Origin of the sequence: Clostridium sp. YIM B02506 (genome assembly GCF_022324845.1) — a bacterium.
GTDB lineage: Bacteria > Bacillota > Clostridia > Clostridiales > Clostridiaceae > Clostridium_T > Clostridium_T intestinale.
Window position 1 is genome coordinate 1 of the sequence record NZ_JAKGTG010000043.1, and the last position, 12,534, is coordinate 12,534.

Sequence of the window (12,534 nt, forward strand, 5' to 3'; positions counted from 1 at the left end):
ACTCTAAGAATTACGTTGACTATAAAATAAGTTTATTCAAAACTTCTTAAGTTTCCTCTGTTTAATTTTCAAATAACATCGTCACCACTTGGCGACTTATTCATAATAACATCTCTTTAAATCGATGTCAACAAAAAATATTCATTTTTTTAAACTTATTATTTTATGTACTTCTTTAATAATTCTTATTGCCTTCTTAAGATTTCCTTAATGTAAGTCTAAACGTCTTGAATTCCACTTATTAAAATCATACAATTCAGATATACGATAAACAAAAAGGAGGGAACGAATTTGATAAAAAGTGAATTTATAAATATATTAACAAATGGTCTTATACAAATGCCTAAAGAGCAAAGAGACGATATAATTTCTCAGTATGAAGAACATTTCGATATAGGGATTTCAAGTGGAAAAAGTGATCATGAAATAATACAAGAGTTAGGCAGTCCCTATGAAATAATCGAAAAATATAATGGAAACTCTCATAATACGCCTGAGGAGAATGAGGTTGAATATACTCCAAGTTTTAAATCTGAAATAAAGGAGCCAGATAGTGATTATAAAAACTATACTAATAATTCTTACAATAATTATGAATCTGTAAGAAATAAAAAATCTGATAAATCAATTTTATTGACTATTTTTCTTATTATTGTAGTTTTAATTCTTTCTCCTGGAATAATAGGTGCTGTTTTTGCAACAATTGCAGCCTTATTTTCTGGAATTATATTTTCATTAGCTTTAACCTTTAGTAGTGTTCTATTATTTTTTGCAAAACTATTAAATACTGGTCACTTAAAGGATATGCTTGGAAGTGTTCTAGATCAAATTCCTATGGCATCTACTGTATTCTTTTTAATAGGGAATATTTCTCTTACAATTCTATCTTTTATAATAATAATTCAAATTTTTAAATTTTTATGGTATCTTACAAAGAAGTTTTTTGCATTCATGAAAAATTTGTTTAATTAGGAGGTGACTTATCTATGAAGAAAAAACTTAGCTTATTTAGCTTTTCTATAATTTTAATAATCATATGTATAATAAGTTATACAGGCGTAATTATTAGTTTACTCTCATCAAATATAAGCTTTAATGATTTAAGTAAATTAAATATAAACATAAATTCATTTTTTAATAGAAACACTTATACCTATGGTGTAGATTCAACTGAATCAAATTCTTTAGATGGGATAGATTCAGTAAACTTAAATTTCGTTACAGGGAATATAACTATTGAAACTTGGGATAAAAACGAGGTTTCAGTAAGTGCTATTGGAAATGTAAGTACTAATAATTCTATTCAAGACTTTAAGCTTGAAAAAACTATTTCAGGAAATCAAGTAACTTTTTCATTTTCTAATAGTATAAATCTACTTTCTAATTTATTTAATTCAGGAGATATGTCTATTAAAGTTTTTATACCAAATAACTACAATAAGAACTTAAATATATCCTCTACATCTTCTTATATCAATATTAATAATAATACTTTTAATTCTATAGATATTAAAACTATTTCAGGTGATTTGGAATTAATGAATATTAATACAAAAAGTATTAATTCCAGTTCTACTTCAGGCAATATTTCTTTTAATAATGTAACTACTGAAACATCTACTATTGAAAATATATCTGGTAGTGTATATGCTCAAAACTTTTCTGGAAATATAAATTGTAAAACAGTTTCTGGAGATATAAATGTAGATTTTAATAGCTTTAATAATGATTATAAATTTTCTACTGTTTCAGGATATACAAACTTAACAATTCCTTCTAGCGCATCTTTTGCATTAACTACTGAAACTTTAAGTGGATCTATATCTAATGAATTTGGATCAAATAACAACTCTAATTCAAAAATTAGATTTAACTCTACTTCTGGTGATTTATCTATAAATAAAAAATAAAAATAACCACTCAAAATATTTATGTTAATTTTGAGTGGTTATTTTTTTAAAAATTTAAAATGATTTTAATAAAAAAATTGGAATATATTTGATATAATTATATATGTAAATATATTCTAGGAGTGATTTTATGCAATCAAAATATATGATTATAATTTCCTTTGATGCAATAGATAAAAAAGATTTTGAATTAATGAAAGGTTTTCCGAGCTTCTCAAGAATCATAAATGAAGGTTCTTATTCTAATGATGTGGAGTCTGTTTATCCATCATTAACTTATCCAGCACACACAACCATTTCTACTGGTAAAAATCCTATTAATCATGGAATAATAAATAATATCTTGGTTCAGCCTAAATTTCCAACCAATTCAGATTGGTACTGGCAAAGGAAATATATAAAAGGTAAAACTTTATACGAAGTTGCAAAAGAAAAAGGAATGAAAACCTCTACTTTTTTGTGGCCAGTTACTGGAAAGGCTGATATTGATTATAATGTACCTGAAGTTTTTCCAACTAGACCTTGGCAAAATCAGATACTGGTTTCTTTATTAAATGGGAGCAAATATTTTCAATTTGATATTAATAACAAGTTTGGACATATAAGAGATGGACTTAAGCAACCTAATCTTGATGATTTTGTGCTTGAATCTTTTTTATATCTGCTTGAAAGCAGAAAAACTGATTTTATGATGGTTCATTTTACTGATCTAGATACTAATCGCCATAATTACGGTTATTCATCTAAAGAGGCTTATGATGCTTTGAAAAGGCATGATAATAGGTTAGGTAGAATTATAAGTTCTCTAGAGAAGCTTAATATGTATGATGAGACTACTTTAGTGGTCTTAGGAGACCATAGCTTTTTAGATGCGGATTATGTAATAAAGCTTAACAAGTTATTTATAGACAATTCACTTATATGTGTAAATGACAAAGGTTTAATAGAAGATTACATCGCTTATTGCAACTATTGTGATGGTTCTGCTTATATTTATATTAAAAACAAATTAAAAAAGGATTTTGTATTTAATTTATTAAAGAAGTTCTCTTCTGAAAATAATAACTGTATAGAAACTATACTTTCTGAAGAAGAAGCTTCCTTACGTGGTGCAGATAATCATTGTGATTTTATGCTAGAGGCTAAGAGAGGTTACTATTTTATAAATAATATTGATGGAGATGTTATTGAGGCAGTTAGCGATAAATACCACAAGGCCACTCATGGTTATGATCCAAAAATCAAAGATTACCAAACTGTTTTTATGTTAAAAGGACCTTCTATAAAGAAAAATCATCCCATAGGTCCTATGCATCTTACATCTGAAGGACCAACTTTAGCTCACATTTTAGGAGGCTCTCTTCCTGAAGCTGATGGAACTATTCTTTACGATATATTTAAAAATAAATAAGGCTGGGAAACCAGCCTTATCTTATATAGATTTTATTGAACCAGATATCAGATTGTTTATCTCTTTTAATTCTTCATCAGACAAATATCTCCACTGACCTATTTTTAAATCTTTTAAATCCACATTCATTATTCTTATTCTTTCTAATTTCTTAACTTTATAGCCTAAAGCCTCACACATTCGTCTTATCTGCCTATTTAATCCCTGAGTAAGTATTATTCTAAATACATAGTCACTTTCTTTTTGTACAAAACATTTTTTCGTAATAGTTCCTAGTATCTTTATTCCAGAACCCATTCTAGCTATAAACTCTTTGTTAATAGGCTTATCTACAGTAACAATATACTCTTTTTCATGGTTGTTTCCTGCTCTTAATATCTTATTTACTATATCTCCATCATTAGTTAGAAAAATCAATCCTTGTGAATCCTTATCCAATCTACCTATAGGGAATATTCTTTCTTTATGACCTACAAAGTCCACAATATTTCCTTTGATTTTTGATTCAGTTGTACAAGTAATACCTACTGGTTTATTTAATGCTATGTAGACTTTTTTTAGGTTTTCTCCTATTAATATGTTATTAACCTTAACCTGCTGTCCCTTTTTCACTTTAGTTCCCGTAGTTGCTTTAACTCCATCTATAAAAACTTTTCCTTGTTCTATTAATTTGTCAGCTTCTCTTCTTGATGTAAATCCTGAATCTGATATGTATTTATTTATTCTAATGTCTTCACTTTTTTCACTATGTTTTATTATATTATTTGAGTTTACATTACTATCACTTTTTCTCTGTGCTAGTTTTTTGTTGCTCTTCGCTTTTCTCAGATTCATGATCGTCTTTATCCTTCCTAACCTTATGTTCATATCCAACATTATTTATTGAAGTATCAATATTTTTTTCTATTAAGTACTTTTCAGTTTCTTTTATGCTATCATAAGAAATTGCTTGCTGATTTACAAAAATTGTTACTGAATTATTTACAAGCATCTTTTTTTCATAGGCTAATGCTAATATCTTTTTTAGCGCATCATCTAAATCAGTATTCTCAACCTTTGCTTCATCTAAGAGGTCAGACCCTTTTTCTGTAGGGGAATAGCTATATACTACCTTATTAAAAGAGTTAATTTCAACTTTGATTAATGATGTAGTATTAATAATTATTATAGATGTAATCTTATTATATTTATAATAAAGCACTCCAGACAAAGCAATTATAATTGTTAATATGATTGCTATCTGTTTTCTATAATGCTTTATGCTTTTACTTTCATTACCTTCTTTTTCTTCACCTAGTTTAACACTTTCATTTGTTTTTATCTTTATAAAACTCCCATCACATGTTAATATAATTGAGTTTTTTCTTTCTTTTCTAAGTATTATCCCTTTATGTAACTTTTTATCACCTTCAGCTTGTACTATTCCTTGTTTATCATACTCAACTATATTTATGTATTCTTGAATAAATCTATAATTAGGATTTGCTAATATTAAAGTATAAGCTATTATAAAATCTCCCCATAGCTCAACAAATGTTCTTGAGACTCCTGTTTCTCTGCATATATTACCTATAGGTAACTCCCTTTTTTTTCTAAGTAAATCATAAGTATCAGGGCTCTCAATAATATAATACGCTATATTTAAACAAAGATTTTTACTCGCTTCCTTTTGGTTACTATTAACCAATCTACTTAATTTAACTTTATATAATGCTAACTCCCTAATAAATAAGAATACTTCCTTACCTCTTATTTTATCCTCATCAGGATTAACCATCCTAATTTTACTTCCATTAAAAAATCTATACCTAAGCTTTGTTATTAAAGCATCCATACTATCAACTCCATATACCTTAATTTAGCCTATACTTTTAATACACCTTTAATTATAAGTCTTTTTTTACCTCCAGGTGTACAAGTCACAAGTGTTATAGTACTATCCTTTGTGGCATCTAATACAGATACTTGTTCTGGCTCTACTATAAAACTATCATTAACCTCATAGACATACTCATTTTCTTTTGTCTTTATTATTATTTCATCACCTTTTACTAATTCATCAACGTCTTTAAAAAATCTATCATTGTGTGCTGCCAAAGCAAAGTTTCCCTTCTCCCCTGCTTTTGCTGTTTCCGGAAAATGTCCTATTGCATATCTTAGTGTTGATAATTCTACACCTTCTACAACAGCCGTTTCCACATTTATTTTAGGTATTTTTAAAAGTCCCATAGGAGGAATAGTCACTTCACTACTACCACTTTCATTCGTTACACTTGTACCTTCTTCATAAGATTGATTTAAAACTTCATCAAAGGCTAACTTCAATTTTTGCTGTTCTTTGTAAGCGATATATTTTTCATTTCCTACCCAAGCAATAATTATAACGCCTACTAGTATTAAAATTACACCTACTATATTTCTTATTTTATTTTTCATAAATTCCTCCCATTGTTCTATACATATTCATATACTATATTATAGCATAGTATCTAAATTTTTTTATTACTTAATTATTCATAAAAACTTTTACAAATGCCTAATATGTTTATGCTAAATTTGGTATAATATAAATATAAGATTTTGTATTAAGAGGTGATTAATATGAACGGCAAAGTTATTTATGTAGATTTTACAAAACATCAACAACCCGCTGCCTCTAACAAGTTAATGCTATTTAAAAAATTTTTTTATAGGATTAAGAAAATCTTTACATCGTCTAATAGTAAGGATTCCTATGATAACGTTGTTTATCCATTTAAAAAGATTCTCTAATTAATTTCTTTTATCCTCTTAAATTATGTCTTAGCTTATGCTAAAATATAATAAAAATTTGAGGTGATAAAATGAGAGTTGGACTTGGATATGATGTTCATGCATTAGTAGAAAATAGAAAACTTATATTAGGGGGAGTTCATATCCCTTTTGAAAAAGGATTATTAGGTCATTCTGATGCCGATGTATTGATTCATGCAATCATGGATTCATTATTAGGTGCTGCCGCTCTAGGTGATATAGGAAGACATTTTCCTGATACTGATGAAAGATATAAAGGTGCATCATCAATAGAATTACTTAAGTATGTAGGTAAACTTTTGAATGAAAAGGGATACATTATTAATAATATTGATTCAACAATAATAGCACAAAAACCTAAACTTTCTCCATATATACCTAGTATGATAGATAATATTGCTGAAGCTTTAAATATATCCATTGAGGATTTAAATATTAAAGCTACAACAGAAGAAGGACTAGGTTTCACTGGAAAAGGTGAAGGAATTTCTTCACATAGCATATGTTCAATAATAAAAAATAGATAGAAATTTTATTTCTATCTATTTTTTATTCCCATTGTTTCCAAACTTCAGGTTCATATCCTACTGTAGCTTCTTTCCCATTCCTAACAACAGGAGTTACAAATAGCTTAGGATTCTTTAACAATATTTCTTCTTTAACCTCATCGCCTCTAATATTTTTCAGATTTGATTTTTCGTATTCTTTAGATTTTATATTAATTAAAGCATTTAGTGTTAGTGACTTTCTTATACTTTGTAGTTCACCCTTACTTATAGCTTTTTCAGTTAGATCAATAAATTGATATTTTATCTTCCTTTCTTTAAAATACCTCTCTGCTTTTTTAGTGTCAAAACATTTTTTAGTTCCGAAGATTTGTATATTCATTTTTTTCTCCTTATAATTAACTTGTTATATTAATATTCTAATGCTATAATTATGAGCCGTAAATAGTTATATTAGGAGGTCATTCATGGATAAAAGGAGTTTTAAAGGTAGTGTTATATTAAATCCAGTACCAGTGGTACTAATCACTTCTAGAAATAAAAACGGAGACGAAAATGTATTTACTGTAGGCTGGACTGGAACTTTATGCACAAAACCCCCAGTACTTTCAATCTCTGTAAGACCTGAAAGATTGTCTTATGAATATATTAAAGAAACTATGGAGTTTGTAGTTAATCTCCCAACCGCTTCTATGGTTAAAGCCGTGGATTATTGTGGTGTTAAATCAGGTAAAACTGTGGATAAAATTAAAGAAATGAATTTTAATTTAGTTGAGTCTACTAACATAAATGTCCCATACATAAAGGATTGTCCTGTAAATATTGAGTGTAGAGTTAGAGAAATCATGTCTCTTGGTACTCATGATGTGTTTATTGCAGATGTCCTTGGTTCTCATGTAGATGAATCACTTATTGATGAAAAAGGGAAAATTCATTTTGAGGAAGCTAATTTAATATCTTATTGTCATGGAGAATATTATCCATTACCTAAAAAATCCTTAGGGTCTTTTGGTTTTTCAGTTGCAAAAAAGAAAGTTAAGAAAAAGAAAAAATAAAAAAGATGCTGTAGTAAACAGATTTTATATAACAACTACAGCATCTTATTTTAAGCCAAAATTTTCTCAGCATGTTCTTTTAATAATTCAATTTTATTATTATAGTCTACTACAGTGAAGTCATAAATGCTTTTTACATGCCTAAAGAAATCCATAAATTCAAGTCTTCTTGCTAATCCTATATTAAATGAATACACAAGATTATTTAAAAATACCTTTTCTTTATGTTCATATTCTCCATCTACAAGAGCTAGTCCAACTAATTCAAAATAAATTATCTTTTTAACCCTATCACTTGAATCTCTTAAAGTTTTTTCTATCTCTTCGAGGGTAAGTTTATAAACATTACACTCTTCTAAAGAAAGTTCTTTAATATAATCATCTATTAAATTTTTTTCTTCATTTGCAAATATTTCATCTATATTAGCAAACTCTTTAACTAGATTTACAAATGCTATAGACTCTTCTTTATTTAATTCATGTAAAAACATCACTTTCCTCCTAACATCTTAATTTTTTATCTTCTTAATTATAACATTAGCACCAAATTAAAATATTCACAAATACATTTTTATAAAAAGATTGCCTTAGTGTTAAAAGACAATCTTTTATATTAAGCTCCTAATATCTCATCAATGCATTCATGGACATGATTAACATGATTTTTAGCTATTTCTTTTATTTTTTCTTCTGCATAATTAAATGTATAGCTATTATTAGTTATCTCAAACATTGATATATCATTAAAGGAATCTCCTATTGTATATAAATTATCAACTTTTAATTCTTTTCCATCAATAACTTTTTTAAGACCTCTTCCTTTAGAACAACCTTTTGGTACCACATCTAAATAATATTGATTTCTAAATACTTCTACATTATCTCCATATTTATCAAGTATTTTCTTCTTAATCTCTTCTGATTCCTCGATGGATTTACTTCTAGGATACAAACTAATTATTTGATAATCAGTATCTAAATTAATAATTTCATCTTTACTAAATATCTTTGTAGCAAATGATTCTAAATTAAATTCTTGTTCACGAATATACTTGTCCTTAATTAAACATGTATCTATTCCATTATCTAAAACAAAACAAATATTTTCATCATCAATAAAATCTTTAATTAGATTTGTTGCTGTAACCGAATCTATTCTTTTATTGTATACAACTTCCAAATTACCATCCAATACTAAAGCTCCATTACAAAGTACCAAATAATCCGCATCTACATCCTTATAATCTTTAAAAATTTCCTTTACTCCACGCAAGTTTCTACCTGTGGAAATAATAAATTTGTGACCATTATCCTTTAATTTCTTTAGAGCTGATATATCATTTTTGGCTATTTCCTGTTCTCTAAATAACGTTCCATCTAAATCACTTGCTAATATCTTCATCCGTTACCCCCTACTACATTTACTATTATAATAAAAGTCTATATTAAATAGTATAGTTGTACAACGTTGGTTAACTACTATTAACATTAGATAATGATAAAATAACAGATATGTTAACGATTTAATTGGTATTTTGTCTATATATCAGAAATCCTTTTTTCTATATATATTAGTTGATATTATATATGATATATATGAAATAAGAATAGTTATTAAAAATAACAGTATCCACTTTATTACATCATTAGAATTACTCATAAAGTTAATCAATTTTTGATTTATGTTTATATTATTTACTACAAGACTTGCTACTCCAAAAAAAGCAAAAAATACAATGAATCCAAAAAATCTAGTTTTCTGATATCCAATTTTGTAATATAACGGTATCTCTATGCTATTATATATACATATAATTAACATGCACATTAAAAAAGTCTTTAAATCTATAGGTACTATTTCAACCCCAAATATTGGGCTAAACGATGTTATAAAAACTGCTAAATAATATAACACTAAAACATAAACAACATTTACTAAAGCATTTAAATATTTAACTAAAACTATATCCTTTCTAGAAACAGGTAGTATATTCATCATTATATCTGCTTTATATTTATCATCAAAAGCCATACTTGTATTGCTAATCAAATAATTTATTCCAACAGCACACATGATAAATAATAACATTCCAAATTCATTAAATATAACTCCAAAAGTAACTATATATATAATAGAAAATATATAATATTTTTTACATACCAATAAATCCTTTTTCATCAAATTAATAATTCCCATTTTTATCACTCCTTATATAATAAAGCATAAGCTCTTCAATATTAGGCTTTTCCATAACTAATTTATCTCCGTAGGTTCTGGATAGTTTATTTGCTTCTTTCGTTAATGCTTCAAAACCATAAGAGTTTTCTTTAATGGCTACAAAATCTTTTCTATTTTCCAGAGTTAATAGATTTTTATCTCCTTTTACTAATCTATGCCCCTCTATTATTTCATCTTTTACTCCTTGTAACAGAATTTTACCATCATTTATAATTATTAAATAATCTGCTATCTTATCTAAATCAGAGGTTATATGAGTTGAAAAAAATATAGTTTTATTCTCCTCTTGAATAATATCTGATAATATCTCTAAAAGCTCCTCTCTTACTATAGGGTCCAAACCTGATGTAGGTTCATCCATTATAAAAAGTTCTGCATTATGTGATAGTGCTATAGCTATAGAGTATTTCATTCTCATTCCCTTTGATAATTTAGATATCTTTCTATCTAAAGGAAGATTAAATCTTCTAATATAATTATTAAATTGATTCTCATCCCAGTTAGAATACATAGGAGCGATTATATTTTTCATCTCTTTTAGTGTTAATTCTTCATAAAAATATCCTTCATCTAAGACTACACCAATCTTATTTTTAAGTTCCTTATCATTAGTTTTATTATCTTTATTAAATATTTTTACGTCCCCTGAATCCCTGTTTATTAAATTCAATATTGATTTTATAGTTGTAGATTTACCTGCACCATTAGCTCCTATAAAACCAGTTATATAACCTTGTTCCAGCTTTATATTAATATCTTTCAAAGAAAAACCTTTATAAGTTTTCCTTAAGTTATTTATCTCTAATACATAACTCATTTACTATTCCTCCTTAATTAATAATTGAAATATTTCTTCAAGCTCCTTTTTAGTTATTCCTAACATATTAGCTGTATTAATAGCATCCATAAGTTTTTCTTCTACTGTTCTAAGTTTTGTTTCTTTTAGAATTTCCTTATTTTGAGAAGTAACAAAAAATCCTTTTCCAGCAACAGAGGTTAAAAATCCTTCCTTTTCCAAATCATCATAAGCGCGTTTAGTTGTTATAACACTTATCCGTAGCTCTCTAGCTAGTTCTCTTATAGATGGAACAGCTTCACCAGAACTAACCTCTCCTCTTAAAATAGAATCCTTAATTTGATTCATTATTTGTTGATATATAGGTAAATTAGAACTGTTTGATATAATTATATTCAAAGGCTTCACCTCTTTTCGCTTCTGTATATATCGTATATACTGTATATATACATTATATACAGTATATACGATAGTGTCAACAAAAAAAGAATCTCAAAAATAGAGATTCTTTTGACTAAAAATTATTTAATTTCACTTAACTATAATTTAGAATATTGAACTAACTAGAAGCATTATATTTAAAATACCAACTATTATTCCTACAACCCATAAGAATATGCTTTCAAGACCTTTATTTTTATATTCTCCCATAACTTTTTTTGAAGAAGTTAGGTAAACTTGAGTAAACACTGTCCATGGTAATTGTATACTTAATAACATTTGAGAGTAAACCAATCCTTTAAATGGATTTGAAATAAAAAATATTATTATTGCTGCAATAACTAAAGTTATAGACACCCCTATCTTAGTATGTCTATCTTCCATATCATAAGGTTCATTGAACATCCCAGCAAAAATGCTACCTCCTGCCATTCCAGCTGTTACACTTGATGATATTCCTGCAAAAAGCAATGCAATAGCAAATATTAAAGATGCCCAGTTCCCTAAAAGAGGTTGGAGCATTAGGTGCGCTTCACTTAACTCACTAATCTTAATATTATTTGTAAAAAATACAACTGCAACTAAAATCATTGCACTGTTTATTGCCCATCCTATTGTCATAGATACTAAAGTGTCTAAGAACTCATATTTTAGTTGTTTTTCCATAACATCTTTATCTTTTAGATTCCATTGCCTACTTTGTATTATTTCTGAATGTAGAAATAGATTATGTGGCATAACTACAGCACCTAAAACACTCATAATTATAGGCATTGAATTTTCAGGAAAAGATGGTGTAAACCATCCTTGCACTGCTGATGGCCAATTTACATTAACCATAAACAACTCAACTATAAACGCTAAACCTATTACTGATACAAATCCTATTATAACTTTCTCCAATCTTTTATAAGAGCTTGTATATAACATCCATAAAACTACTACAAGAGATATTATACTACCTATTTTAATAGGTATTTTAAATAGCATATTTAAAGCTATAGCTGCCCCTAGTAGTTCTGCCATAGCTGTAGCTATAGAAGCTAAAACCGCAGACCATAATATTGGCTTCGCTACCTTTGGCTTTATAAATTTTGTTATTGCTTCAGATATACATAATCCTGTTACTATCCCTAAGTGAGCTGCATTATGTTGTAGTGCTATTAGCATAATTGTAGACAAAGTTACCATCCACAATAATTTATATCCATAATCTGAACCAGCTGCAAGATTGGATGCCCAGTTACCGGGGTCTATAAATCCAACGGTTACTAAAAGTCCTGGTCCTATATACTTTATAAAATCTTTTGCCATTAACTTTGGTTCATGGCCTTCTTTCGATAAGTTAATCTTCTTTATAAATTTCTCCATATAATCACCTAA

Annotated in this window: 16 protein-coding genes; 6 read left to right on the forward strand and 10 right to left on the reverse strand. The window is 27.4% G+C overall.

The window, feature by feature from the left end; translation table 11 throughout:
• The first annotated feature begins 291 nt into the window (after window positions 1–291).
• The 3 genes from L1S49_RS21260 to L1S49_RS21270 all read left to right on the forward strand — a co-directional run bounded on the left by L1S49_RS21260 (window position 292) and on the right by L1S49_RS21270 (window position 3,321).
• On the forward strand, window positions 292–972 hold the full coding sequence (locus L1S49_RS21260; protein ID WP_238907321.1) for a DUF1700 domain-containing protein: 681 nt from the start codon (window positions 292–294) through the stop codon (window positions 970–972).
• Window positions 973–986: 14 nt separating this feature from the next.
• Window positions 987–1,910, forward strand: coding sequence for a DUF4097 family beta strand repeat-containing protein (locus L1S49_RS21265; protein ID WP_238907322.1), 924 nt, complete (start codon window positions 987–989; stop codon window positions 1,908–1,910).
• A gap of 130 nt (window positions 1,911–2,040) precedes the next feature.
• Window positions 2,041–3,321: an ectonucleotide pyrophosphatase/phosphodiesterase gene (locus tag L1S49_RS21270; protein WP_238907323.1), complete on the forward strand. Its 1,281-nt coding sequence runs from the start codon at window positions 2,041–2,043 to the stop codon at window positions 3,319–3,321.
• 21 nt (window positions 3,322–3,342) lie between these two features.
• Here the strand turns inward: L1S49_RS21270 and rluF are convergent, their stop codons facing one another.
• From rluF to L1S49_RS21285, 3 genes are read right to left on the reverse strand one after another with little or no spacing between them, the layout of a single operon-like run.
• On the reverse strand, window positions 3,343–4,155 hold the full coding sequence (rluF, locus tag L1S49_RS21275; RefSeq protein WP_238907324.1) for a 23S rRNA pseudouridine(2604) synthase RluF: 813 nt from the start codon (window positions 4,153–4,155) through the stop codon (window positions 3,343–3,345).
• A complete protein-coding gene (locus L1S49_RS21280; protein ID WP_238907325.1) occupies window positions 4,103–5,155 on the reverse strand; it encodes an anti-sigma factor domain-containing protein in 1,053 nt (350 codons plus the stop codon). Before L1S49_RS21280 ends, rluF begins: the two co-directional genes overlap by 53 nt.
• A gap of 29 nt (window positions 5,156–5,184) precedes the next feature.
• Window positions 5,185–5,757, reverse strand: a complete 573-nt coding sequence (locus tag L1S49_RS21285) for a class D sortase (RefSeq protein WP_238907326.1) — start codon at window positions 5,755–5,757, stop codon at window positions 5,185–5,187.
• A gap of 165 nt (window positions 5,758–5,922) precedes the next feature.
• Here L1S49_RS21285 and L1S49_RS21290 point away from each other — a divergent pair, with 165 nt between their 5' ends.
• The gene (locus L1S49_RS21290) at window positions 5,923–6,093 is read left to right on the forward strand and encodes a hypothetical protein (RefSeq protein WP_238907327.1); all 171 of its coding nucleotides are present in this window, start codon (window positions 5,923–5,925) and stop codon (window positions 6,091–6,093) included.
• Window positions 6,094–6,164: 71 nt separating this feature from the next.
• On the forward strand, window positions 6,165–6,641 hold the full coding sequence (gene ispF / locus L1S49_RS21295) for a 2-C-methyl-D-erythritol 2,4-cyclodiphosphate synthase (protein ID WP_238907328.1): 477 nt from the start codon (window positions 6,165–6,167) through the stop codon (window positions 6,639–6,641).
• A 22-nt stretch (window positions 6,642–6,663) separates the two neighbouring features.
• On the opposite strand, the gene L1S49_RS21300 is transcribed toward ispF, so the two are convergent.
• Window positions 6,664–7,002 carry an arsenate reductase family protein gene (locus tag L1S49_RS21300; RefSeq protein WP_238907329.1) on the reverse strand — a complete coding sequence of 113 codons (339 nt, stop codon included), beginning with the start codon at window positions 7,000–7,002 and terminating at the stop codon, window positions 6,664–6,666.
• A gap of 85 nt (window positions 7,003–7,087) precedes the next feature.
• On the opposite strand from L1S49_RS21300, the gene L1S49_RS21305 reads away from it, so the two are divergent.
• Window positions 7,088–7,675 carry a flavin reductase family protein gene (locus L1S49_RS21305; protein ID WP_238907330.1) on the forward strand — a complete coding sequence of 196 codons (588 nt, stop codon included), beginning with the start codon at window positions 7,088–7,090 and terminating at the stop codon, window positions 7,673–7,675.
• Between the two features lie 50 nt (window positions 7,676–7,725).
• Here L1S49_RS21305 and L1S49_RS21310 read toward each other — a convergent pair whose 3' ends face one another.
• From L1S49_RS21310 to L1S49_RS21335, 6 genes are all read right to left on the reverse strand, one after another.
• Window positions 7,726–8,166: a hypothetical protein gene (locus L1S49_RS21310; RefSeq protein WP_238907331.1), complete on the reverse strand. Its 441-nt coding sequence runs from the start codon at window positions 8,164–8,166 to the stop codon at window positions 7,726–7,728.
• A 122-nt stretch (window positions 8,167–8,288) separates the two neighbouring features.
• Window positions 8,289–9,077 (reverse strand): Cof-type HAD-IIB family hydrolase, encoded by a 789-nt coding sequence (locus L1S49_RS21315; protein WP_238907332.1) that lies wholly within the window; start codon window positions 9,075–9,077, stop codon window positions 8,289–8,291.
• Window positions 9,078–9,221: 144 nt separating this feature from the next.
• Complete coding sequence (locus L1S49_RS21320; protein ID WP_238907333.1) at window positions 9,222–9,872, reverse strand: ABC-2 transporter permease; 651 nt, start codon at window positions 9,870–9,872, stop codon at window positions 9,222–9,224.
• A complete protein-coding gene (locus L1S49_RS21325; protein ID WP_238907334.1) occupies window positions 9,859–10,731 on the reverse strand; it encodes an ABC transporter ATP-binding protein in 873 nt (290 codons plus the stop codon). Before L1S49_RS21325 ends, L1S49_RS21320 begins: the two co-directional genes overlap by 14 nt.
• Window positions 10,732–10,734: 3 nt before the next feature.
• Window positions 10,735–11,109: a GntR family transcriptional regulator gene (locus L1S49_RS21330; RefSeq protein ID WP_238907335.1), complete on the reverse strand. Its 375-nt coding sequence runs from the start codon at window positions 11,107–11,109 to the stop codon at window positions 10,735–10,737.
• Window positions 11,110–11,256: 147 nt separating this feature from the next.
• The gene (locus L1S49_RS21335) at window positions 11,257–12,522 is read right to left on the reverse strand and encodes an Nramp family divalent metal transporter (RefSeq protein ID WP_073022306.1); all 1,266 of its coding nucleotides are present in this window, start codon (window positions 12,520–12,522) and stop codon (window positions 11,257–11,259) included.
• Window positions 12,523–12,534: the final 12 nt, after the last annotated feature.

Excerpts from the sequence above, each read along its gene's own strand:
- ispF (WP_238907328.1), top strand. The coding sequence starts at position 6,165 with ATGAGAGTTGGACTTGGATATGATGTTCATGCATTAGTAGAAAATAGA.
- L1S49_RS21325 (WP_238907334.1), bottom strand. The coding sequence starts at position 10,731 with ATGAGTTATGTATTAGAGATAAATAACTTAAGGAAAACTTATAAAGGT.
- L1S49_RS21300 (WP_238907329.1), bottom strand. The coding sequence starts at position 7,002 with ATGAATATACAAATCTTCGGAACTAAAAAATGTTTTGACACTAAAAAA.
- L1S49_RS21305 (WP_238907330.1), top strand. The coding sequence starts at position 7,088 with ATGGATAAAAGGAGTTTTAAAGGTAGTGTTATATTAAATCCAGTACCA.
- L1S49_RS21320 (WP_238907333.1), bottom strand. The coding sequence starts at position 9,872 with ATGGGAATTATTAATTTGATGAAAAAGGATTTATTGGTATGTAAAAAA.
- L1S49_RS21265 (WP_238907322.1), top strand. The coding sequence starts at position 987 with ATGAAGAAAAAACTTAGCTTATTTAGCTTTTCTATAATTTTAATAATC.
- L1S49_RS21285 (WP_238907326.1), bottom strand. The coding sequence starts at position 5,757 with ATGAAAAATAAAATAAGAAATATAGTAGGTGTAATTTTAATACTAGTA.
- L1S49_RS21315 (WP_238907332.1), bottom strand. The coding sequence starts at position 9,077 with ATGAAGATATTAGCAAGTGATTTAGATGGAACGTTATTTAGAGAACAG.
- rluF (WP_238907324.1), bottom strand. The coding sequence starts at position 4,155 with ATGAATCTGAGAAAAGCGAAGAGCAACAAAAAACTAGCACAGAGAAAA.
- L1S49_RS21270 (WP_238907323.1), top strand. The coding sequence starts at position 2,041 with ATGCAATCAAAATATATGATTATAATTTCCTTTGATGCAATAGATAAA.
- L1S49_RS21335 (WP_073022306.1), bottom strand. The coding sequence starts at position 12,522 with ATGGAGAAATTTATAAAGAAGATTAACTTATCGAAAGAAGGCCATGAA.
- L1S49_RS21290 (WP_238907327.1), top strand. The coding sequence starts at position 5,923 with ATGAACGGCAAAGTTATTTATGTAGATTTTACAAAACATCAACAACCC.
- L1S49_RS21310 (WP_238907331.1), bottom strand. The coding sequence starts at position 8,166 with ATGTTTTTACATGAATTAAATAAAGAAGAGTCTATAGCATTTGTAAAT.
- L1S49_RS21280 (WP_238907325.1), bottom strand. The coding sequence starts at position 5,155 with ATGGATGCTTTAATAACAAAGCTTAGGTATAGATTTTTTAATGGAAGT.